Raw genomic sequence first — 21,264 nt, 5'->3', positions numbered from 1 at the left:
TGGTGTTATCAAGCCGAGACCGGTGCCGGAGGGCATCAGTCGCCGGCGAGGATGAAGCGCGTGTTCCCGAACGCGATCTCGTCGCCGGGCCGTACGCGTGTCGGCGCGACGATCCGGTAACCGTTGACGATGGTGCCGTTCATCGAGCCGAGATCGGACAGCAGCCAGTTGTCGCCCGCACGGCGCAGCTCGGCGTGCACCCGCGAGACGCTCAGATCGGTGACGACGAACTGGCAGCCGGGGGAGCGGCCGATCAGCAACTGGGTCCAGTCGTGCGGAGGCAGGGCGAAGCGCGGCAGCCGCGGCGCGCGCCAGGCGGCCTCGATGCGCGCGGTCACCGACGACAGCGAGGTGATCGCGCCGGTGAGGCCGCGTACGAGGCGGCTGGCCGGTGGCAGGTCGCTGACGAGGGCGGAGAGCTCCTCGTTGTTGCGCGCCCGCAGCGCCGAGTCGACACGCCGCTCGAACGTCTCGTGGGACAGCCGGCCTTCGGCCACGCGCTCACGGAGCTCGCGAAGCACACGGTCGCGGTCGTCGTCCGATGCGCGGACCGGGAGCCCTTCCATGAGATGAGTATCCGGACCGGAAAGAGCTGTGTCCAGTCTGTGACAAACCGTCCAGGTCGGCGTGTTGAGCCGCCTCGCCATCGGTGGAATCGGCCGGGCAGGCCGGAGCCGGGCGCTCTGCCCGATCTGGACGGGATTGGCGGGCCGCTGCGGCAATGATGTTCCGGGCGTAGCGGGCCGCGGCGCGTTACATCGGACGTCGGCCTAGGATTACCCGGCCGTCTATGACCTGACCGCCTTACCGGAGCTCACCATGATCGGCGTGTCATTTGAGTAAGCTCGGGCAATCCGTAGAACGCGGCATCTTCCGTAAAGCCGTAGAGCTCTTCCGCGGCGGCGCAGAAGTTCTTGAACGTGATGCTCCCCGCCCACCGGTCCCAGGATTCAATCCCGTTCATGGCGCCGGAAGTGGCTCGAGAACACGCCTGTCCGCCATATACGGTCACCGGCTCAGAATCGGCGGGAGTGGGTTCGCCGTCCAGCAGCACCTACGTGACCTGGAACTCCTCCCGGACAGTTTTCACAGCAAACTCCTCGGATACTTCGCCGGCCACCCCCAGGGCGGTATCCGTATCGTCGATGGCCGGGTCACCGACGTCATGACCGAACTTCGCGGAGTGCACCCGCGGGGCTGGCCTGCGGGAAAGACCTGGGATGATGTGTTGGGGCTGCTGGATCCGTCAACGAATCGAGTGGTCCTTGGTGGCAAGGGTGAGAGCGGCAGTGTCTCCCCGGCCGTGCACGAGGTCGCTGAGGGCCTTGCCGGCTGGGCAAAAAACCGCCACATGCCGCCCGATTACCGGGCCGACGCCATGGCCGAAGCGCTAAGCATCGGCACGAACAAACGTTCCACGGGGGCTCTGTTCGACGGCTACTACACGAGCCTGCTGCACGGTCTTGAGCCACGCCCGCTCTGATAGGGAACGCTTCACATGAAGGCAACACGAAACTCTGACGGAACCCTGACGGTGCCGATGCGCGCCGAAACGGACGGAATCATCGGCGACGCTCTCGTCGTCATCGGTCCAGACCACCCCGACTACGAGGCGTGGGACTCCTGGCTGCGTAGACAGGAGGACGACGGCGACACCTGATCAGCGGCATACCGGCGAAGCCGCCGCGGCGCCGTTCGCGGGCACCGAGGGTCGCCGAGGGTCGCCGAGTTAATGATCTACAATGTAAAGGCGCCGGGCCGGGTCGCTCATCCCTCGTCCCAGCGGACACGGACCTCCTCGGGCTTGCGGAACACCAGGCCGCGCGCGCCGTCGGTGTGGTCCAGGCGCAGGCCGGGCAGTTCGAGCAGGGCGCGCAGCGCGGTCGTGGTCTCCAACCGGGCCAGGTGGGCGCCGAAGCAGAAATGCGGGCCGCGCGCGAAGGACAGGTGCTGGTCGGCGCCCGCGCGCCGGATGTCGTACCGGTCGGGGTCGGGGAAGACGCCGGGGTCGCGGTTGGCGCCGGCGATGGAGATCCGTACGAGGTCACCGGCGCGGACGGGGGAGTCCCCGAGCGTCACGTCGCGCACCGCGTACCGGTCGATCACCGACGCCGACGGCTCCAGGCGTACCGACTCCTCGACGGCGGCGGTGAGCAGTGCGGGGTCCGCGCGGACCCCGGCGAGCTGGTCCGGGTGGCCGAGCAGGTGCGCCGCCGCATTGGTGATCATGCCTTCGGTGGTGTCGATGCCGCCGAACATGAGCACGGCGGTGTCCGCGACGACCTCGGCGGAGGTCAGGCCCTCCGGCCGTCCGGCCACCTCCACGAGCAACGCCGACGGCGGGCCGTTCTTGATCGCCTCTTCGACGCGGGCGCGCAGCAGCGCGTACGCCTCCGGCGTGACCGCCTCCCCGCCCGCGGTGATCGCCGAGACCGCCGTGACGAGCGCCTCGTACCAGGACCGGATCGTGGTGGGGTCGGTGTCGCCGAGGCCGAGCGCCTCGGCGACGACCGCGACGGCGAGCGGCCCGGCGAGCTCGGCACGCAGTTCCGCGCGTCCGGACGGCCGTAGCGCGGTCACCAGCCGCTCGACCTCGGCCTCGACGAACGCGGTGAACCGCGCACGCGTCTCGGCGGGCCGGAACGTGCGGGCGAATGGCTCCCGGTGCCGCGTGTGCGCGGGCCCGTCGAGGGAGAGCATGCTCGGCCCGATCAGCCGGGAGGTGGAGAAGCGTGGGTCGTCGACCGTGTACGTGCGCGCGTCGCGCATGACGGCCCGTGCCAGGTCGTGCCGGGTGACCAGCCAGCCGTCGAGGGCGGGCAGCCAGGAGACCGGCTCGGCCGCCCGCAGCCGTGCCAGCAGCGGATGCGGGTCGGCCGTCAGTTCGTCGACGGTGGCGCTCTCACCGATGGGGTAGCTCACGCACGCGACATTACGACCTTTCGGCCGTGAACCGGACAGAGGGTGCTCACCCCACCGTCTGCCGCACCAGGACCCGCAGGGTGGCGCTCATGTTGGCGCGGAGCACGGCCAGCCGGTCCTCCAGTGTCGCCCGTGCACGGTCCGGATGGTCCTGAATGTCCGCACGTAGGCCGGTCATGCCCGGACCGTGGGTGAAGCGGTGCCGGACGCGGGTGCTCCGTCCTTCGCGTTCGAGCGTGTAGCGCCAGATCGATCCCGGCCGGTCGACGTCCTGGTCGTGGTCCAGGACGACCCACGCGAACACCGACGGGCGGGCGGCCTCGGTCACCACGCACTCGGCGGTGCCGGTGAACCCGCTGGGGAACACGTTCCGCCCGTCGAACCTCGCTCCCGCACGCGGCACGTCGCCCTGGCCCGGCCGCCACGCCGCGGCGACACACTCGGGGCTCGCGTCGGCGGTACGGCTCACGTCGGTGACCAATGACCAGACCTCATCGATCGGCAGGTCCACGACCAGTTCCACCTCGGCGACCGCGCCCGTCACTCCGTCGTCCATACCGGCTCCGTCCTTCTCGTCCCCTGGGCTCCGCGACCGGAGCCCTCGGCAACACGACGATCGGGAACCCGTGAGACGGACACCTCCGGCGACGGACTCAGGGGCGTATGAGCACCTTGCCGACGCCGTCCTCTGAGTCATGGAGCAGCTCCACCGCCCGCCCGAACTCCGTCAGGGCGAACTCGTGCGTGACGAGCGGGCCGAGGTCGAGCAGCCCGGCCGCGAACAGGCCCACGACGTGGGTCCACGCGGCGGACCGCGCGCCGAAGACGCTAGTGATGGTCAGCTCGCCACCGACGATCGCGGCCGGTGCGATCCCGGTCCCCGAACCCGGGATGCCCGTCAGCACCACCCGGCCACCACGGCGTGCCAGCTCGACCGCCGCGGACGCCGTGCCGCTCGCTCCGGCCGTCTCGATCACCACGTCGAAGGCGCCCGCGGGCAGCGGCCCGGTCTGCGCGCGCGTGGCGCCGCACGCCAGCGCGGTCGCCGTACGGCTGGGGCGTGGATCGGTGGCGGCCAGTTCGGCGGGGGAGGAGAGCCGCAGTAACTGAACACACAGCGCGCCGATCGTGCCCGCGCCGACCACGGCGATCCGCTCGCCGGGCACCACGCGGGCCGAGAGTACGGCGGCCGCGGCGACCGCGGCCGGCTCCAGGAGGGCGGCCGCGCGCAGGTCGGCGCCGGCGGGCAGGAGATGCAGTAGCCGCGCGGGCAGCACCAGGAACTCCGCGAATGCGCCGGGCCGGGTGAACCCGGTCTCGTCGTAGCCGGCCGTGCACAGGTTCGTCTCGCCGGCGCGGCAGCGGTCGCAGACCTGGCAGTTGCGGAAGCCCTCACCGACCACCGGGCGGCCGGCCAGCGCGGTGTCGACGCCCGGCCCGGTCGCGGTCACGACGCCGGACCATTCGTGGCCCGGCACGATCGGGTAGCGGCGGAACGGCTCGGGCCGCGTGCCCTGCAGCAGCTCGCGGTCGCTACCGCAGATGCCCGCCGCGGCGACGCGGACCACGACCTCTCCGGCGCCGGGCTCAGGCGGATCCGTCGTCACGAGGGAGTAGGCGCCCGGTGTCTCGATCACGAGCGAACGTGTCATCGGGGGCCTCCTCATTCCGCGGACGTGGCTCCGGTCCGCTCGGGGTCGCGCAGGTGCCAGTCCTCGGCGAACAGGTCGAACTTGGCGCGCTGGCGGGGGAACTCCGCGCACGCCTCGACGTCGAGCTCGACGCCGAGGCCCGGCGTCGTCGGGAGCGCGAAGTAGCCGTCGACGACCTCGGGGAGGCCGGGTGCCACGCCCTTGATCGCGGAGTCGGCGAAGTCGTTGAAGTGTTCTTGGATTTTGAAGTTGGGGGTGCAGGCGGCGAGGTGGAGGTTGGCGGCGGTCAGTACGGGGCCGCCGACGTTGTGGGGGGCGATCATGACGTAGTGGGTTTCGGCGGTCGCGGCGAGTTTGCGGGTTTCGGTGATGCCGCCGATGTGGGAGATGTCGGGCTGGATGATGTCGGCGGCCTGGAGTTCGAACAGTTCGCGGAATTCGATGCGGTCGTGGATGCGTTCGCCGGTGGCGATGGGCAGGTCGGTGTGGGTGGAGACCTTGGCCAGGGCCTTGAGGTTCTCCGGCGGGCACGGCTCCTCCAGCCAGCTCGGCTCGAACGGCGCGAGCAGCCCGGCGAGCCGGATGGCGGTGGCGGGGGAGAAGCGCCCGTGCATCTCGACGAGCAGGTCGGTCTCGGGCCCGATGGCGTCGCGTACCGCCTCGACGAGGCTGACCGAGCGCATCGTCTCGGCGTGGTCCAGCTCCATCGTGCCGGTGCCGAATGGGTCGAACTTCAGGGCCTGGTAGCCGCGTTCGACGACCTTGAGGGCGGCGGTGTGGAAGGCCTCGGGGGTGCGTTCGACGGTGTACCAGCCGTTGGCGTAGGCCTTGATCCGTTCGCGTACCTTGCCGCCGAGTAGCCGCCAGAGGGGTTGGCCGAGGGCTTTGCCGACGATGTCCCAGCAGGCCATCTCGACGCAGGCGATGCCGGACATGGCGATTTCTCCGGCGCGTCCGTAGTCGCCGTATTTCATTCGGTGGACCAGGTCCTCGGTGTCGAAGGGGTCCGAGCCGATGACGTGGTTGCGCTCGGCCTCCGCCAGATAACCGATGAGCGCGTCGGTGTGGCCGAGCATGCGGGCCTCGCCGACACCGGTCAGGCCCTCGTCGGTGTGGACCTGGACGTGGGTGAGGTTGCGCCAGGGTGTACCGACGACATGGGTGGACAGCCGGGTGATGCGCACACGTGCCTCCAGGTGAGCGGGGGTCTCACGGCGAGTGCAGGCGGTCAGGCGGTCAAGACGGTCCGGTGGCGGGCGGACGGTGGCCGAGGCGCTGGGACAGTTCGGCGGCGCCGTGGCGGATCAGCTCGCCCCACTCCTCGCCGCGTTCGGGGTTCCAGCGCAGGCTCGGGGCGGAGACGCTCATCGCGGCGACCATGTCTCCGGTGTGGTCGTAGACGGGCGCGGCGACGCACAGGACCGCCTCGTTGGACTCGCACTCGTCATAGGAAAGTCCGCTCTGGCGGATCTCCTCCAGGTGGGCGCGCAGCCGCGCCGGCGAGGTGATGCTGTGCGGGGTCATGCCGGTCAGCTCGCGGTCGCGTGGATAGCGGGCGTCCAGGGCCTCCGGCGACAGCCCGGACAGCATCATCTTGCCCACGCCGGTGCAGTGCGCGGGCAGCCGCCGGCCGACGGCCGACACCATGCGAACGGGGTGGGTGCTGTCGACCTTGGCGACGTAGACGACGTCGGCCCCGTCCAGCACGGCGACGTGCACGGTCTCGTCGCAGCTTGCCGCGACCCGCTGGGCGATCTCCCGTGCCTCGTTGGCGAGGTCGAGCTGGTCGGCGAATATGCTGCCGAGCTGGAACAGCCGCATGCCCAGGCGGTAGCGCGTCGGCTGGCCCGGCGTCGGGATGAGGTACGCGCGGTCGGTCAGCGTGGTGACCAGCTCGTGGACGGTCGTGCGCGGCAGCCCGAGGCCCTCGGTGATCTCCGGGGCGGTCAGGCTGGGCCGGTCCAGGAACAGCTCGAGGATGTCCAGCGCACGCGTGACGGCCGGCACCGCACGTCCCATCACTGATCACCCCGTCGAACGCTGTACGAAATCTCGGGCGCAGGCTAGGCGCCCGTCCGCGGCCCTGTCAATGTGACCGGCGCCTCCGCGCACCCCGCCGCGCTGCGCGGCCGGGCGTTGACGCTGCCAAAAGCCGCGATTACCGTCCGAACGTCGACCGATTTCCGAATTGCGTCCGAAATTTCGAACAGGAGCGTCATGACCGACGACCCGATGGGGAAGACCCGGCGCTATCTGTCCTCTCTGGGACTTCCGGAACGGGATCTCGGCACCCTGCCGGACTCGGCGGGGCGCTTCCCCGACGGAGGGCAGTTCCGGGTGGAGATCCCCTCCGTCGAGGGACCGGCCGCCTTCCGCGCCGTCATCGAGGCCGGCCGGGAGCGAGGTGTGCGGATCCACCGGATCAGCCAGGGCAGCGGCATCATGTTGCAGACCGACGCCGAGATCGAGGAGATGGTCGCCCTCGGGGCCGAGCACGACATCGAGGTCTGCCTCTTCGTCGGGCCGCGCGCGTCGTGGGACGTCGGCGTCCAGGTCACCGCCTCATCGGGCGTCGTGGCCGCCGGCACGCTGCGGGGCGCCGACCAGCTCGTGTACGGCATCGAGGACGTCGTGCGCGCGGTCGGGCTCGGCCTGCGGAGCGTGCTGGTCGCCGACGTCGGCCAGCTGTGGGTGCTCGGCCGGATGAAGCGCTCCGGCGACCTGCCCGCCGACCTGATCCTGAAGTCCTCGGTGTCCCTGCCGTCCGCCAACCCGGCGACCGCGCGGGTGCTGGAGGACCTCGGCGTCACCACGATCAACCTCCCCATCGACCTCACCCTCGCCCAGATCGCCGCGGTGCGCGCCGCGGTGGAGGTGCCCCTGGACCTGTATGTCGAGGGGGCCGACGACTTCGGCGGGACGGTCCGCTACTACGAGGTGCCCGAGCTCGTACGGGTCGGCGCGCCGGTCCACCTGAAGTTCACGGTGCGCAACGCCCCCGGCATCTACCCGTCCGGCAGGCACCTGGAGACCGTCGCCGTGACGACGGCGCAGGAGCGCGTCCGCCGCGCGGCCATCGGCGTGGCGATGCTCCGGCGTTACTACGGGCAGGCGGTCGAGAGCCCCACCTCGACGCTCCTGGGGCCCTCCTGAGGGTTCGGTCTCGTTCTGGAATCCATCCCGGTGGATCTCCTTGACAGGCCTTTCGCCGCAACTTACCGTCATGCGGCAGATACTTCGAACAGCATCCGAAATATCGAACAACCGCCCGGATCGGGGGGCGGGCGGGGAGACATGTCCGGTCGCGTCAGCGTCGGCCCATTGATCCCGCCATGATCTGGAGTCTGCGATGAAGAAGGTCCACCCCAAGGTCGAAGAGGCCGTCGACACTCTCAACATCGAGGGCGTCGCGCGGCGGCGGCTCCTCAGCGGAACGGGCATGGTCAGCGCCGCGGCGGCGGCCTCCGCGCTGCTCGCCGCCTGCTCCTCGGACAACAAGAAGGACGCCGGCACGGCCGCCAAGGGCGGTGTGGGTGCCTTCCCCGCGACGCCGAAGTGGAAGTTCGTCTTCGTCAACCACGTGACGACCAACCCGTTCTTCACCCCGACCCAGTACGGGGCCAGGGACGCATGCGCGCTGCTCGGCTGTGACTTCCAGTGGACCGGATCCCAGGACTCCGTCGTCCCCCAGATGATCAACGCGTTCAACTCCGCGATCTCCGCGAAGGCCGACGGCATCGCGGTGGCGGTCGTGGACAAGACGGCGTTCGGCGCGCCGGTGGACAAGGCCCTGGACGCGGGGATCCCGGTCGTGTCCTACAACGCCGACGGAGCCAAGGGCGACCCCGGCACGAACCGGCTGGCCTACATCGGACAGGACCTCTACACCTCCGGGTACCAGCTCGGCCAGCGCATCGCCTCGCTCATGCAGGGCGGCGACGCCGTCGGTTTCATCGCCACGCCCGGCTCGCTCAACATCCAGCCGCGCATCGACGGCGCCAAGGACGCGATCAAGGCGTCGGGCAAGCCGATCAACTTCACCTCGGTCGCCAGCGGCGCCGAGCTGCCCAAGGAACTCTCCACGATCGACGCGTACGCCCAGGGCCACAAGAACGTCAAAGGCATGTTCGCCGTCGACGCCGGCTCCACCGAGAACGTCGGCAAGGTCGTGGCCAAGTACGGCCTCAAGAGCAAGGGCGTGGCCGCGGGCGGCTTCGACCTCAACCCCGCCACCCTCACCGGGATCAAGGCCGGCAACCTGGACTTCACCATCGACCAGCAGCCCTACCTCCAGGGCTTCCTGCCGGTCCTCTACCTCTACCTGTACAAACTCTCCGGCGGGCTGACGGCGCCCTCGGAGACCAACACCGGGCTGCTGTTCGTCACCAAGGACAACGTCGACCCCTACCTGGCCACCAAGACCAGATTCGAGGGATCGAGCACCCAGCAGCAGCTGCTCAACCGCACCGGCCCCATCGCGCACAAGTGATGGACGGAGCAGTCGGCCGGACCGAGGCCGAGAAGACCCCACCCAAGGGGACCGCGCCCGGCGCGCCCAGGGCACTGGGCCGGGCCGCCGACGCGTTCCTGCGGCGCCGCGAGGCGACGATCCTGGTCGTCGCCATCGCGCTGCTCGTCTACTTCCAGTGGTCCAGGTCCGCGTTCCTGAGCCACGACAACCTCGTGAACATCTCCCAGGGCACCGCGCCGTACGCGATCGTCGCGGTCGGCGAGGTGCTCCTGCTGGTCAGCGGCGAGATCGACCTGTCCGCCGGCATGATCTTCACGCTTTCGCCGTTCCTCATGCACTACTTCATCGACTACTACGGCATGTACCCGATCATCGCGATCGTGGTGGCCCTGCTGGCCGGCGCGGCCATCGGCCTGGTCAACGGGGCGGTGACCGTCCTGTTGAAAGTGCCCTCGTTCGTGACGACCCTGGGCACGCTGTTCCTCGTCCAGGGCATCACGCTCACGACGTCGCACGCCTACCCGGCGGAGATCCCGCCGGCGGCGCAGGGCCTCGCGGGCTGGTTCGGGCACGCGGACTGGTCCGAGCTGATCTGGTGCCTGGCCATCGTCGCCTTCTTCCACATCGTGCTGATCCGCACCCGCTGGGGGCTGCACACGGTCGCGGTCGGCGGCAACCTGCTCGGCGCGAGCGAGGCGGGCATCAAGGTCGCCCGCATCAAGATCGGCAACTTCATGGTGACCGGAGGCCTCGCCGCGTTCGCCGGCATCCTGGAGGCGTTCCGCACGAGCACGATCGACCCGAGCTCGGGCGGTACGGGCGCCATGTTCACGGCCGTGTCCGCCGCGGTGATCGGCGGGACCGCGCTGGCGGGCGGCTCGGGCACGGTGATCGGCGCCCTGCTCGGCGCGCTCGTGCTGGCCGAGCTGCAGAACGGGTTCAACCTGATCGGCATCAGCGCCAACCCGTTCAACATCATCCTGGGGGCGGCGATCCTCGTCTCGATGATCCTCAACGTCCATCTGGCGAGACTGCGAAGGGCGGGCCGGTCATGACGGAGGTGCTGCGGGCCGAGCACCTGGCCAAGAGCTTCGGGGCCGTCACCGCGCTGACCGACATCAACCTGCGCCTGGAGCAGGGCGAGGTCCTCGGCCTCATCGGCGACAACGGCGCGGGCAAGTCGACGCTCATCAAGATCCTGTGCGGCTTTCACCAGCCGGACTCCGGGCGGATCCTGCTGAACGGCGAGGAGGCCACGTTCAAGTCGGTCGAGCACGCGCGCGGGCTCGGCATCGACACCGTCTACCAGGACCTCGCGCTGATCAACGAGCTCAGCGTCTACCACAACATGTTCCTGGGCCGGGAGCGCGTCCGCTGGCCGCTGCTGAGCAACCGCGCCATGCGCAAGCTCGCCAAGCAGCACCTGGACGACATGGGTGTGAACATCTCCTCGGTCGACGTGGAGGTGGCCAAGCTGTCCGGTGGCCAGCGGCAGGCGATCGCGGTGGCGCGCTCGGTCTACTCCGACGCCAAGATCCTGCTGCTGGACGAGCCGCTCGCCGCGATGGGCGCCAAGGAGGGCGCCCTGATCCTGGACCTCGTACGCGAGCTGAAGGACCGCGGCGAGGTCTCGGTGATCATCATCGCGCACAACTACGCGCAGGTCCTGGAGGTCTGTGACCGGGTCAACCTGCTCCAGCACGGCGAGATCACCTTCGACAAGGCCGCGGGGGAGACCTCCCTGACGGAGCTGACCGATCTGGTCGTCGCCGAGTACCGCGCCGCGCGTACACGCGGCACCCCTCCCGCCGGCGCCTGACGGCGGATGAGACGCTCACGTGCGGGAGCACCTCAGGGAGGAGAGTGATCGCGGGTGACCGCGGTAACGAGTGTGGACGCACGGAGCGGCGAGGTCGTCACGACCGTCGCGCAGGAGAGTACGACCGAGGAGACCGCCGCCGCCTGCGAGAGCGCGGCGGCGGCCTTCCCCGGGCTGGAGGCCATGGGCCGCCACGGCCGTGCCGGGCTGCTGCGGGCGATGGCGGAGTCACTGGAGGCGGCGCGGGAGCAGGTCGTCCAGGTCGCCGACCGCGAGTCCGCGCTCGGAGAGCAGCGCCTGAACGGCGAGCTGACCCGTACGTGCTTCCAGCTGCGTCTCTTCGCGGACGTGCTGCACGAGGGCTCCTACGTCGAGGCGACGATCGACCACGCGGGTCCCACCGGCATGGGCCCGCGGCCGGACGTACGCCGCATGCTGGTGCCGCTCGGCCCGGTGGGGGTGTTCGGCGCGAGCAACTTCCCGCTGGCGTTCTCGGTCCCCGGCGGTGACACCGCCTCGGCGATCGCGGCGGGCTGCCCGGTCGTGGTGAAGGCCCACCCGTCCCACCCGGCCACCTCGCAGCTGTGCTCCGACCTGCTCACCGGCGCCGTACGCGAGGCGCGGGCACCGGAGGGCACGCTCGGCCTGGTCCACGGCGGCCAGGCCGGAACCGACCTGGTCGGCCACCCCGCGATCCGCGCGGTGGGCTTCACCGGCTCCTACCGCGGTGGCCGCGCCCTGTTCGACCTCGCGAACGCCCGGCCCGACCCGATCCCGTTCTACGCCGAGATGGGCAGTCTGAATCCCCTGGTCGTCACGCCCGCGGCCGCCGCCGAGCGGGCCGCCGAGATCGCCGAGGGCTACGTCGCGTCGTTCACCCTCGGCGCCGGGCAGTTCTGCACGAAACCGGGCCTGGTCTTCGTCCCGGCGGGCGAGGCGGGGCGTCGGTTCCGCGAGGAGGCGGCACGGCGCGTGGGCGAACTGGGCGGCATGGTGCTGCTCAACGCCGGGATCCGTGACGCGTTCTCCGAGGGCGCCGAGCGTCTGGGCGGGGCGCCCGGCGCCGAGGTCGTCGCCGCCGGCAACGGGCCACTGGCGCCGGTCCTGGTCGCGGTGCGCGCCCCCGACCTGAACGGCCCGCTGCTGGAGGAGTGCTTCGGCCCCGCCGCCGTCCTGGTCGAGTACTCCGGTGAGGAGGAGCTGCTGGCGGCCCTGTCGGCCCTGCCGGGCAACCTGACCGCGACGATCCACGCGGGCGAGGACGACACCGCCCTGACCGCGCGGCTGGCCACGGTGCTGCGGGAGAAGGCGGGGCGCCTGGTCTGGAACGGCTTCCCGACCGGCGTGGCGGTCAGCCACGCGATGCACCACGGCGGCCCGCATCCGGCCACCTCGAACCCGCTGCACACCTCGGTGGGCGCGACGTCGATCCGCCGCTTCCTGCGCCCGGTCGCCTGGCAGGACGCCCCGGAGACCGTACTCCCACCCGAACTGCACGACGCGGGCCCCGGCATCCCCCGGCGCGTGGACGGGGTCCTGCTCACGGAGTGAGGCGCCGGCCCTCCAGCGAGGCTCAGGCCGGCTCCCGGCGCCGGTATGCGGCTTCGCCGGTTCACCGCACGACGGCGCGGCGGCGGTGCTTCGGGTCGGACAGGACGGCCGCGCTGTAGCCCGCGTCGTCGGCGATGCCGGCGAGCTCGGTGGCGGCGTCGAGCTTGGCCTGGTTACCCGGGATGTCCAGGTCGTAGTGGGCGGACGTGGTGCGGAAGGGCATCGTCCGCGTGCGATGGCTGGACAGGTCGGCCGCGTCGCGGTGCCAGCGGCCGGACAGCCGGCCCCCGGCCGGCGGACTCCAGGCGAGTACCCCCATCCGGTACGTCTCGCAGGTGGGCAGTACGTCGGCCTCGACGCCCCGGACCAGCAGGGAGTAGGGCGGCTGTTCGCAGACGAAGCGCTCGCGCTGCCGTCGCTCGGCGGTCCACTGCGCCTGCACGATCGTCGAGGGGGCGAAAGTCGAGGACCCCGCGTAGCGGATCTTTACCTTGGTCGCCAGGACGACGATCCGGGCCGCCACGGCCGCCGGACACGAGCGCGTGCTCACCGCCGTTCGCGGCTCACCACAGGCCCGGCACGAGGCGCCGTGTCCTCCTCTGGTAGCCGCGGTACTCCTCACCGAGCACTCGCGCCAGCTCGGACTCCTCGACCGCGATGCGCGGGAGCAGTCCCAGCGCCGGGACGGCGGCGCAGACCAGCAGGGACAGCCAGTTACCCGCGCCGAGGCCGATTCCCAGGGCGATCAGCAGCAGGCCGGTGTAGGAGGGGTGCCGGACCCACCGGTACGGCCCGTGGGTGACGACGGCCTGGCCCACGTCGGCCTGGACGAACGTCCTGAACGACCCGCCGAGCGCCACCACCGCCCAGGCGCGCACGGCCAGGCCCGCCCAGAACACGACGAGTCCCGCGCCGGCGAAGGCGGCCCGTACGGGTGTGTCCAGCGCGGGCAGCCAGCGCCGCAGCATGACGCCGACGAAGATCGATCCTCCGAGGGAGAGCGCGACGATCCCGCGGGTGCCACGGTCCGAGGAGTGGCGTGCCCTCCACCGCACGAGGTCACGTAAGGCCAGGGCCACCTCCAGCGCCATCCAGCAGCAGGCCGACACCAGGTATGGGGTGGAGAACGCCGCGCTCATGCCCCGCAAGGTACTCCGCTCCGGTGTCGGTGGGCTCGTCTTTCGATGCCTGAGAAAGCGTCCGGGACCTACGGTGGCACCATGCACAGCCACGAGACCCGCCTGTACGGGGACGGCTTCGTCGCCCGGACAGCTCGGAGCGCTGGGCGGGCTGCTGGCAGACGCGGGAGTCAACGTGCTCGTCCAGTACAGCGACCACACGGGCAACCTCGTCCTGCTCGTGGACGACAAGGATGTCCCAGCGTGCCGCGAAGTCATCGCACGCTGGGAGCACCCCTGAAAGACACGTCTCAGGCGTCCCGCATCGCCTCGGAGGCGGCGCGGCTGGCCGCGGCGAGGTGGAGGTCGCGGCCGTGGGCCTCGCGGGCGTGGTCGCGCCACCAGTCCTGACCGGCGGCCGGGAGGGTGTGGATCGGGTCGTAGTACTCATAACGACGCTGTAGTGCCTCGGGGTCGTCGGCCTCGATCGCGGTGCGGTAGTTCTTGGTCCAGTACGAGATTCCACGCGCGGCGTCGTAGTCGGCGACCTGGTGCACCCAGCGCTTGCCGACGTAGGGCACGTCGCAGACGATCCGGGGAGTGGCGAAGCCCGGCAGGTAGCCCATGATGCCGTGCTGCAGCCGCTGCGCCTCGGCCAGCGACAGCCGCCAGTGCTCACTGAACGGGATCATGTCGCACAGGTAGAAGTAGTAGGGCAGCACGCCGTTGTCCTGTAGCGCGAAGCACAGGTCCAGGAGCTGCTCGACGGTGCCGTTGACGCCGCGCATCAGCACGCCCTGGTTGCGGACGTCGCGGACGCCGGCCTCCAGCATCGCGCCGGTGGCCTTGGCGACCAGCGGCGTCATCGACTGGGCCGCGTTGATGTGGGTGTGGATGGCGATCTGGGCGCCGCGTTTCCGCGCCTTGGTGGCGACGCGCTCGACACCGGCACGTACGTCGTCCTGCAGCCAGTGCTGGGGCATGCCCATCAGGGCCTTGGTGGCGAGCCGGATGTCACGGATGTTGTCGATGTCCAGGAGCCGGTCGATGAAGGTCTCCAGGCGGGCCCACGGCATGTTCGCGACGTCGCCACCGGACACGACCACGTCGCGTACCTGCGGGGTGCGGGCGAGGTAGGCCAGCATCTCCTCGAGCCGGTCGGGCTGCTTCATCGCGAACTTGTGCTTGTCGATCTGGGGGGTGGAGTTGCCGACGAGGTCCATGCGGGTGCAGTGACCGCAGTACTGGGGACAGGTGGGGAGCAGCTCGGCGAGTACCTTGGTGGGGTAGCGGTGGGTCAGTCCCTCCACCGCCCACATCTCGGCCTCGTGCAGGGAGTCACGGCTGGCGAACGGGTGGGACGGCCAGTCGGTACGCCGGTCGCTGAAGACCGGAAGCATGTAGCGGCGCACGGGGTCGGCGTAGAACTCCTCGGTGCTGCCGGTGTTCATCGTGTTCAGCATCTGGGGCGGCAGCAGCATCGACATCGTGGCCCGCTCGCGCTGGTCGCGCTCCAGGTCGGCGTAGAAGTCGTCGCCGAGCAGGTCGCCCATGACGCGGCGGAGCTGGCGGACGTTCTTCACACAGTGCGCCCGCTGCCACTGCGCCGACTCCCACTCGGCCGTCGTGACCTCACGCCAGGCGGGGAACCGGCGCCAGTCCGGTTCGATCAGCTCGTGACGTTGGTACGTGTACGGCTGGAGATGGCCCTCGGGGGTCACCACCGAGTCCTCTGCTAGAGCGGTCACGAGCTTCACCTCTATTACGCTGGTCGACGGATGATATTCAGTGTCAGCGGGACGATACGGGAAATTCTTTCTCTAAACTAGGTTGCCTCAACAGATATTCCACTACACGCTACCCGAGGAGATGGATGAACAGCTCTCCGGTCGGACTGCACCGGGTCCTGGAGCCGCCCGGTGTCCTGCCGCAGGCGGCCCGCAGGCTCGATCCCGATCCACGGATACGGGAGGACGAGGTACGCGTCCGCCTCGAACGCCTGAACCTGGACGCCGCGTCCTACCGGCAGCTGCACACCGAGCACGACGGCGACCCGGACCGCATCCGCGCCGAGGTGCTGGAGATCGTCCGCAGCCGCGGCAAGATGCAGAACCCGGTCACCGGCTCGGGCGGGATGCTGATCGGCGTCGTCGACGAGGTCGGGCCGCGGTCCCCGCTGGGGCTCGAGCCCGGAATGCGGATCGCCACCCTCGTCTCGCTCACGCTCACCCCGCTGCGCATCGACGACGACCTGCGCCACTGGGACGGCCGCAGCGAGCAGGTCCCGGCCGAGGGCCACGCGATCCTGTTCGCCCGCTCGATCGCCGCCGAGCTGCCCGGTGACCTGCCCGCGGCGCTCAGCCTGGCCGTCCTGGACGTCTGCGGCGCTCCGGCTCTCACCCACCGCGTCGTGGCGGAACGCACCGATCCGGTCGTGGCCGTGATCGGCGCCGCCGGCAAGAGCGGGTCGCTGGCCCTAGCCGCGGCGCGCAGCGCCGGCGCCGCGCGGACCATCGGCGTGGTCCCGGTCGAGGCCGAGGCGGAGCGGCTGCGCGCCACCGGGCTGGCCGACGACGTCGTACGCGCCGACGCGCGCGACCCGATCGCGCTCGCCGCGGCCGTCCACGGCACCGGAGCCGAGGCGGGCGCCGACGTCACGGTGGTGTGCGTGGACGTGCCGGGCTGTGAGCACGGCGCGATCCTGGCCACCGCGGCGGGCGGCACGGTCGTCTTCTTCTCGATGGCCACCTCGTTCCCGGCCGCGGCCCTCGGCGCCGAGGGCCTCGCCGCCGACGTGACGATGCTGATCGGAAACGGCTACGCCCCCGGTCACGCACGTATGGCGCTGGACCTGTTGCGCACCGAGCCGGGCGTAATGAAGATCTTTACCGAGCGTGTGGAGGCGTCATGAGCAAACTGGACCTGGATCCGCAGGTCGTGCGCAAGGCGCGGCAGTTGGCCGAGCGTGCCGCCGAGCCGGTCATCGAGATGGCCCGCACGCACACCACCGTGTCGGTCGAGCGCGCGCAGCTGCGCCTGGCCGGGCTGTCCGGCGCCGACTCCGACGGGCGGCCGTGGGTGAACCACCTGGTCGACGCCGTACGCGACCAGGTCGGGCTCGAACACGGCGTCGCCCTGCCGGTCTGGGACGCGCTGCGGGCCGAGTCCCACGCCGACCTGCCGGCGCTGGCGCGGGCGGCGGCCCTGGGCGCCGTGACGTTCCGCCTGCCCAAGGGCGCCGACGCCGACGCCGCGGCCTCGCTCGCCCGCCGCGCCGCGCGCGAGGGCATCGGCCGCATCGACCGGCGCCGGGCCGAACGCGACACGATGCTCGCCGAGGTCGGCGATCCGCCGAAACCCTGGATCTACCTGATCGTCGCGACCGGCGACATCTACGAGGACATCCCGCAGGCGCAGGCGGCCGCGCGCGAGGGCGCCGACGTCGTCGCGGTGATCCGCTCGACCGGGCAGTCCCTGCTCGACTTCGTGCCCGAGGGTGCCACCCGTGAGGGCTATGCCGGCACGTACGCCACACAGGAGAACTTCCGGCTCATGAGAGCCGCCCTCGACGACGTGTCCAAGGAGCTGGGCCGCTACGTCCGGCTGACGAACTACGCGTCCGGGCTGTGCATGCCCGAGATCGCCACGCTCGCCGGCCTCGAACGCCTCGACATGATGCTGAACGACTGCATGTACGGCATCATCTTCCGCGACATCAACCCCCGGCGTACCTTCATCGACCAGCGGTTCTCCCGCCAGGTCCACGCCCGCGCCGGCATCGTGATCAACACCGGCGAGGACAACTACCTCACCACCGCCGACGCCGTCGACGCCGCGCACACCGTGGTGGTCAGCCAGCTGCTGAACGAGCGTTTCGGCCTCGAGGCCGGCCTGGCCGACTCCCAGCTCGGTCTCGGCCACGCCTTCGAGATCAACCCCGCCGTCCCGGACTCCTTCCGGCTGGAGCTGGCCCACGCCCAGCTCGTCCGCGAGCTGTTCCCGGACGCGCCGCTGAAGTACATGCCGCCCACCAAGCACATGACCGGCAACGTCTTCGCCGGCTACCTGCTGGACGCGTTCTTCAACCTGGCCGGCGTGATGACCGGCCAGTCGATCATCTTGATCGGGATGATGACCGAGGGCATTCACACGCCGTGGCTGTCGGACCGTGACCTGGCCCTGGAGAACGTCCGTTACGTACGTGACGCCTGCGGCGCGCTCGCCGAGGACTTCGTGCCCCGCCCGGACGGCCTCGTCGTCCAGCGCGCCAAGCAGGTCCTGTCCGAATCGGTCGACCTGCTGGAACGCGTCTGCGACGACTCGTTGCTCAAGGCGATCGCCGAGGGCACCTTCGGAGTGACGCGGCGGCCCGCCGACGGCGGTAAGGGGCTCGATGGCGTCGTCGAGCGCGCCGACGCCTACTTCGGCCCCGCCCTGGACATCCTCGACAACGAGGACCCCCACACGGCCCACATACCCGCAGGGAGCGTGCAGCGGTGACCCGGCAGCAGCAGACCAGGACCGACGTCCCGGAGATCCAGGACATCCCCTCGATCATCCGCCCGTACGGCGACACCACCGGCGACGCGATGGTGCAGACCTCCTTCACCCTGCCGGTGCCCGCCGGCAAGCGCGCCGAGCTGGCGGCACTCGCCCTGGCCCGGCAGATGGGCCTGGACCCGGCCAGCGTCGTGCACGTCAAGCCGATGGGACCCGACTTCACCTTCTTCATCGTCTACGGCAAGGTGAACCACCTGATCGACTACGCCGGCATCGAGGTGCCCGAGGGCCGGGAGTACCCGCTGCTGCCGGCCAAGGAGATCGAGCTGGCCATCCGCACCGTGCTGAACCGCAGACTCGTCGTCGTGGGCGCCTGCATCGGCACCGACGCCCACACGGTCGGCATCGACGCGATCCTCAACGTCAAGGGGTTCGCGGGGGAGAAGGGCCTCGAATACCACCGGGAGATCCAGGTGGTGAACATGGGCGCCCAGGTCACGGTCGAGGAGCTGGTCGCACGCGCCAAGGCCGACAACGCCGACGCCGTGCTCGTCTCCCAGGTCGTCACCCAGAAGAACGCCCACATCCACAACACCAAGCAGATGGCGGCCGCGTTCCACGACGCGTACCCGACCGCGGTCGGGCCGGGCATGGGCCGGCCGCTGCTCATCGTCGGCGGGCCGCGGTTCGACACCGTGACCGAGGACGAGCTCGGCGTCGACCGCATCTTCGGCAAGGGCACCACCCCGGGCGAGGTCGCCTCCTACCTGGTGCACGCCCTGCTGCCGAGCTGGACCCCCGAGGAGAGCGCATGAGCGATCCCCGAGAGGGACTGGTCGTCACGCACCGGCGCTACGTCCCGTACGGTCACGCGCACTACGGCGGGAGCCTGGTAGACGGCGCGTACGTCCTGGGCATGTTCGGCGACGTCGCGACCGAGATGTGCGTCCGCACGGACGGCGACGAGGGCCTGTTCGCCTCCTATGACGACGTGCAGTTCCGCGCCCCCGTACGCGCCGGCGACGTGCTGGAGGCGACCGCCACCGTCACGCGGGTCGGCCGCCGCAGCCGCACGCTCGCGTTCGAGGCGCGCGTGGTGTGCCGGTCGCGCCCGGACAAGGGCGAGTCGGCGGCCGAGGTGCTGACCGAGCCGATCGTCGTGGTCACCGCGACCGGAACGGTCGTGGTCCCGGGCACGGCCTGACGATGTCGCCACGACACGGGTTGACATCGCAACGGATACCGATAAGTTGCCTAGGCGGTCCACCAGAGGGATGACCGGCCGGCCGGCCGGGGCCCGCGGCACCTGCGCCACGACGGGGGAAGGACACGCGCCACACAGGCGCCGATCCGTCGAGAGCCAGACGCAGGAAGACGCGTACACCCGGCCGGGAGCACCCCGGACGGCGCCGGTGAGACTCGGTAGGAGCCTGGGCACCCATCAGACAACGGACCAACGCGCTCGCCGCCGACGAGACGGGTCCGGTTCGAAGGGACCGCCCGGGCTCTTTCCCGTTCCGGCCCTGTTCGGCCGCCGCCATACCGTCCTTGCCGCGCCGTTGATCCGGCGCCGCGACGCCCCGCGTTCGTCTAGTGGCCAACCGGACGATACCGTTCCGCTTGAACGGACCATTCGACGAGGAGTGCTGGTGGCGCAGGAGACGCTCGCCGAGGAGTCCCCCGGCGTCGCCGAACGACCATCGCGGCGGCATGTCCCGGCGCGGCTGCGGCGCCCGGCACTGGCGATGATCGCCGGCCTGCTGCTCGCCGCGGCGTTCCCGCCGATCGGCTGGTGGCCGCTCGCGCCCGTCGCCGCGGCGATGTTCGCCCTGGTCCTGCGCGGCCGGCGTCTGCGCGGCGCGACCGGCCTGGGCATGCTGTTCGGCCTGGCCTTCTGCTTCCCCCTGTTCGAGGGGCTGCGGCCCGTCGGCATCGACGCGTGGCTGGCGCTGAGCGTCTTCGAAGCGCTCTACTTCGCGCTCCTCGGCACCGGGGTCGCCCTGGTGACCCGGCTGCGCGCCTGGCCGCTGTGGACCGCCCTGCTGTGGATCACCGAGGAGTTCGTACGGGGCCGGGTGCCCTTCGGCGGTTTTCCGTGGGGACGGCTGGCCTTCAGTCAGACCGCCTCGCCCTTCACCGGGTACGCGCCGGTCGGCGGCGCACCCCTGATCAGCTTCGTGACCGCCCTCACCGGCGGGCTGCTCGCCGCGGTAGCGCTGACGCTGTGGCGGCGGCGCGCCGAGACCCCCTCGGGTTCCCTGCGGGGCGTGGCGCTCATGCTGGCCGGTGTCCTCGTGCTAGGCCTGGGCGGCATCCTGGTGCCCCGCCCGAGTTCGACGGGCGGCCGGCAGGTGACGGTCGCCGTGGTGCAGGGCAACGTCCCGCGCGCCGGCCTGGACTTCCTCGGCCAGCGCGAGGCCGTCCTGGACAACCACGCGCGAGAGACGCACGTCCTCGCGAGCGAGGTGCGCGCCGGCAAGCTCGCCAAACCCGACATCGTGATCTGGCCGGAGAACTCCAGCGACCTGGACCCCTACCAGGACGCCCAGGCACGTCAGGTGATCGACGCCGCGGTCCAGGACATCGGCGTGCCGGTCCTGGTCGGCGCCGTGATCGACCACGGTGACGGCGAGCACGTGGAGAACCGCGGCATCGTGTGGGACCCGGTCAAGGGGCCCGGCGCGTACTACGTCAAGCGGCACCCGCTGCCGTTCGGGGAGTACATCCCGATCTTCCGTGGCTTCCTTCGCAAGGTCATCACGCGGTTCGACATGGTGGGGGAGTTCGTCAAGGGGCGGTCACCCGGATCCCTTCAGCTCGGTCCGGTCAAGATCGGCGATGTGATCTGCTTCGAGGTCGCCTACGACGGCCTGGTCCGCGACGTGGCGCAGAACCCTCTGCTCGTCGTGCAGACCAACAACGCGACCTTCGGGCGCACCAGCCTGCCCCCGCAGCAGTTCGCGATGTCGCGGCTGCGTGCGGTCGAGCACGGGCGCACGATGGTGGTGGCCTCGACGAGCGGCATCAGCGGCATCATCACCCCGAGCGGACGCGTGCTGGACCACTCGAAGGAATTCACACCCGTACTGCAGGTCGAGCGCGTACCGCTGCGGACGTCGCGTACGCTTTCCGATCATCTTGGCGCCGCCCCCGAGTGGGTGCTCGCGCTGCTTGGTTTCGCTGCGGCGGCCGTCGCCGCCGCCAGGACACGGACGAGCAAGGGGACCTAGC

22 protein-coding genes are annotated in these 21,264 nt (G+C 70.7%); 13 read left to right on the top strand and 9 right to left on the bottom strand.

The window, feature by feature from the left end:
- Positions 1–35: 35 nt before the first annotated feature.
- Complete coding sequence (locus tag FB559_RS43185; RefSeq protein ID WP_141963982.1) at positions 36–566, bottom strand: FHA domain-containing protein; 531 nt, start codon at positions 564–566, stop codon at positions 36–38.
- 269 nt (positions 567–835) lie between these two features.
- Here FB559_RS43185 and FB559_RS43180 point away from each other — a divergent pair, with 269 nt between their 5' ends.
- Together FB559_RS43180 and FB559_RS44445 are read left to right on the top strand one after the other, a co-directional pair.
- A complete protein-coding gene (locus FB559_RS43180; RefSeq protein ID WP_141963981.1) occupies positions 836–1,483 on the top strand; it encodes a hypothetical protein in 648 nt (215 codons plus the stop codon).
- A gap of 15 nt (positions 1,484–1,498) precedes the next feature.
- Positions 1,499–1,660, top strand: coding sequence for a hypothetical protein (locus tag FB559_RS44445; RefSeq protein ID WP_185792765.1), 162 nt, complete (start codon positions 1,499–1,501; stop codon positions 1,658–1,660).
- A 107-nt stretch (positions 1,661–1,767) separates the two neighbouring features.
- On the opposite strand, the gene FB559_RS43175 is transcribed toward FB559_RS44445, so the two are convergent.
- From FB559_RS43175 to FB559_RS43155, 5 genes are all read right to left on the bottom strand, one after another.
- Complete coding sequence (locus FB559_RS43175) at positions 1,768–2,922, bottom strand: cytochrome P450 (protein ID WP_141963979.1); 1,155 nt, start codon at positions 2,920–2,922, stop codon at positions 1,768–1,770.
- A 46-nt stretch (positions 2,923–2,968) separates the two neighbouring features.
- Entirely contained in the window at positions 2,969–3,478 is a 510-nt protein-coding gene (locus FB559_RS43170; RefSeq protein ID WP_185792764.1) for an SRPBCC family protein, read from the bottom strand.
- Positions 3,479–3,575: 97 nt separating this feature from the next.
- Positions 3,576–4,574, bottom strand: coding sequence for a zinc-dependent alcohol dehydrogenase (locus FB559_RS43165; protein ID WP_141963975.1), 999 nt, complete (start codon positions 4,572–4,574; stop codon positions 3,576–3,578).
- Positions 4,575–4,585: 11 nt separating this feature from the next.
- Positions 4,586–5,758 carry a mandelate racemase/muconate lactonizing enzyme family protein gene (locus FB559_RS43160; RefSeq protein WP_141963973.1) on the bottom strand — a complete coding sequence of 391 codons (1,173 nt, stop codon included), beginning with the start codon at positions 5,756–5,758 and terminating at the stop codon, positions 4,586–4,588.
- 52 nt (positions 5,759–5,810) lie between these two features.
- Positions 5,811–6,593, bottom strand: coding sequence for an IclR family transcriptional regulator (locus FB559_RS43155; RefSeq protein ID WP_141963971.1), 783 nt, complete (start codon positions 6,591–6,593; stop codon positions 5,811–5,813).
- A 198-nt stretch (positions 6,594–6,791) separates the two neighbouring features.
- Here FB559_RS43155 and FB559_RS43150 point away from each other — a divergent pair, with 198 nt between their 5' ends.
- From FB559_RS43150 to FB559_RS43130, 5 genes are all read left to right on the top strand, one after another.
- Positions 6,792–7,727 carry a U32 family peptidase gene (locus FB559_RS43150; RefSeq protein ID WP_221640752.1) on the top strand — a complete coding sequence of 312 codons (936 nt, stop codon included), beginning with the start codon at positions 6,792–6,794 and terminating at the stop codon, positions 7,725–7,727.
- 196 nt (positions 7,728–7,923) lie between these two features.
- Positions 7,924–9,063, top strand: coding sequence for a sugar ABC transporter substrate-binding protein (locus FB559_RS43145; protein WP_141963969.1), 1,140 nt, complete (start codon positions 7,924–7,926; stop codon positions 9,061–9,063).
- Positions 9,063–10,100: an ABC transporter permease gene (locus FB559_RS43140; protein ID WP_141964199.1), complete on the top strand. Its 1,038-nt coding sequence runs from the start codon at positions 9,063–9,065 to the stop codon at positions 10,098–10,100. The genes FB559_RS43145 and FB559_RS43140 overlap by 1 nt, the downstream gene beginning before the upstream one ends.
- Entirely contained in the window at positions 10,097–10,864 is a 768-nt protein-coding gene (locus FB559_RS43135) for an ATP-binding cassette domain-containing protein (RefSeq protein WP_141963968.1), read from the top strand. Before FB559_RS43140 ends, FB559_RS43135 begins: the two co-directional genes overlap by 4 nt.
- 54 nt (positions 10,865–10,918) lie before the next feature.
- Positions 10,919–12,415 (top strand): aldehyde dehydrogenase (NADP(+)), encoded by a 1,497-nt coding sequence (locus tag FB559_RS43130; RefSeq protein WP_141963966.1) that lies wholly within the window; start codon positions 10,919–10,921, stop codon positions 12,413–12,415.
- Positions 12,416–12,476: 61 nt separating this feature from the next.
- Here FB559_RS43130 and FB559_RS43125 read toward each other — a convergent pair whose 3' ends face one another.
- Together FB559_RS43125 and FB559_RS43120 are read right to left on the bottom strand one after the other, a co-directional pair.
- Positions 12,477–12,965 carry an aldo/keto reductase gene (locus FB559_RS43125; RefSeq protein WP_221640750.1) on the bottom strand — a complete coding sequence of 163 codons (489 nt, stop codon included), beginning with the start codon at positions 12,963–12,965 and terminating at the stop codon, positions 12,477–12,479.
- Between the two features lie 13 nt (positions 12,966–12,978).
- The gene (locus tag FB559_RS43120) at positions 12,979–13,554 is read right to left on the bottom strand and encodes a methyltransferase family protein (RefSeq protein WP_141963964.1); all 576 of its coding nucleotides are present in this window, start codon (positions 13,552–13,554) and stop codon (positions 12,979–12,981) included.
- A gap of 73 nt (positions 13,555–13,627) precedes the next feature.
- Here FB559_RS43120 and FB559_RS43115 point away from each other — a divergent pair, with 73 nt between their 5' ends.
- Complete coding sequence (locus FB559_RS43115) at positions 13,628–13,834, top strand: hypothetical protein (RefSeq protein WP_141963962.1); 207 nt, start codon at positions 13,628–13,630, stop codon at positions 13,832–13,834.
- 10 nt (positions 13,835–13,844) lie between these two features.
- Here the strand turns inward: FB559_RS43115 and FB559_RS43110 are convergent, their stop codons facing one another.
- A complete protein-coding gene (locus FB559_RS43110; protein WP_246122938.1) occupies positions 13,845–15,281 on the bottom strand; it encodes a KamA family radical SAM protein in 1,437 nt (478 codons plus the stop codon).
- Between the two features lie 125 nt (positions 15,282–15,406).
- Here FB559_RS43110 and kdd point away from each other — a divergent pair, with 125 nt between their 5' ends.
- The 5 genes from kdd to lnt all read left to right on the top strand — a co-directional run bounded on the left by kdd (position 15,407) and on the right by lnt (position 21,263).
- Complete coding sequence (gene kdd / locus FB559_RS43105; protein ID WP_141963960.1) at positions 15,407–16,444, top strand: L-erythro-3,5-diaminohexanoate dehydrogenase; 1,038 nt, start codon at positions 15,407–15,409, stop codon at positions 16,442–16,444.
- Complete coding sequence (gene kamD, locus FB559_RS43100) at positions 16,441–18,033, top strand: lysine 5,6-aminomutase subunit alpha (RefSeq protein WP_141963958.1); 1,593 nt, start codon at positions 16,441–16,443, stop codon at positions 18,031–18,033. The genes kdd and kamD overlap by 4 nt, the downstream gene beginning before the upstream one ends.
- On the top strand, positions 18,030–18,848 hold the full coding sequence (gene kamE / locus FB559_RS43095) for a lysine 5,6-aminomutase subunit beta (RefSeq protein ID WP_246122937.1): 819 nt from the start codon (positions 18,030–18,032) through the stop codon (positions 18,846–18,848). Before kamD ends, kamE begins: the two co-directional genes overlap by 4 nt.
- The gene (gene kal / locus FB559_RS43090; protein ID WP_141963956.1) at positions 18,845–19,237 is read left to right on the top strand and encodes a 3-aminobutyryl-CoA ammonia lyase; all 393 of its coding nucleotides are present in this window, start codon (positions 18,845–18,847) and stop codon (positions 19,235–19,237) included. The genes kamE and kal overlap by 4 nt, the downstream gene beginning before the upstream one ends.
- Before the next feature lie 445 nt (positions 19,238–19,682).
- Positions 19,683–21,263: an apolipoprotein N-acyltransferase gene (gene lnt / locus FB559_RS43085; protein WP_246122936.1), complete on the top strand. Its 1,581-nt coding sequence runs from the start codon at positions 19,683–19,685 to the stop codon at positions 21,261–21,263.
- Position 21,264 lies beyond the last annotated feature (1 nt).

It is taken from the genome of Actinoallomurus bryophytorum (assembly GCF_006716425.1).
GTDB classification, from domain to species: domain Bacteria; phylum Actinomycetota; class Actinomycetes; order Streptosporangiales; family Streptosporangiaceae; genus Actinoallomurus; species Actinoallomurus bryophytorum.
This window is presented reverse-complemented; position numbering and strand designations above follow the sequence as displayed.

Bases quoted from the DNA above. Each gene is read 5' to 3' on its own strand.
- FB559_RS43185 (WP_141963982.1), bottom strand. From the start codon at position 566: ATGGAAGGGCTCCCGGTCCGCGCATCGGACGACGACCGCGACCGTGTG.
- FB559_RS44445 (WP_185792765.1), top strand. From the start codon at position 1,499: ATGAAGGCAACACGAAACTCTGACGGAACCCTGACGGTGCCGATGCGC.
- FB559_RS43170 (WP_185792764.1), bottom strand. From the start codon at position 3,478: ATGGACGACGGAGTGACGGGCGCGGTCGCCGAGGTGGAACTGGTCGTG.
- FB559_RS43165 (WP_141963975.1), bottom strand. From the start codon at position 4,574: ATGACACGTTCGCTCGTGATCGAGACACCGGGCGCCTACTCCCTCGTG.
- FB559_RS43155 (WP_141963971.1), bottom strand. From the start codon at position 6,593: ATGGGACGTGCGGTGCCGGCCGTCACGCGTGCGCTGGACATCCTCGAG.
- FB559_RS43150 (WP_221640752.1), top strand. From the start codon at position 6,792: ATGACCGACGACCCGATGGGGAAGACCCGGCGCTATCTGTCCTCTCTG.
- FB559_RS43145 (WP_141963969.1), top strand. From the start codon at position 7,924: ATGAAGAAGGTCCACCCCAAGGTCGAAGAGGCCGTCGACACTCTCAAC.
- FB559_RS43140 (WP_141964199.1), top strand. From the start codon at position 9,063: ATGGACGGAGCAGTCGGCCGGACCGAGGCCGAGAAGACCCCACCCAAG.
- FB559_RS43135 (WP_141963968.1), top strand. From the start codon at position 10,097: ATGACGGAGGTGCTGCGGGCCGAGCACCTGGCCAAGAGCTTCGGGGCC.
- FB559_RS43120 (WP_141963964.1), bottom strand. From the start codon at position 13,554: ATGAGCGCGGCGTTCTCCACCCCATACCTGGTGTCGGCCTGCTGCTGG.
- kdd (WP_141963960.1), top strand. From the start codon at position 15,407: ATGAACAGCTCTCCGGTCGGACTGCACCGGGTCCTGGAGCCGCCCGGT.
- kamD (WP_141963958.1), top strand. From the start codon at position 16,441: ATGAGCAAACTGGACCTGGATCCGCAGGTCGTGCGCAAGGCGCGGCAG.
- kal (WP_141963956.1), top strand. From the start codon at position 18,845: ATGAGCGATCCCCGAGAGGGACTGGTCGTCACGCACCGGCGCTACGTC.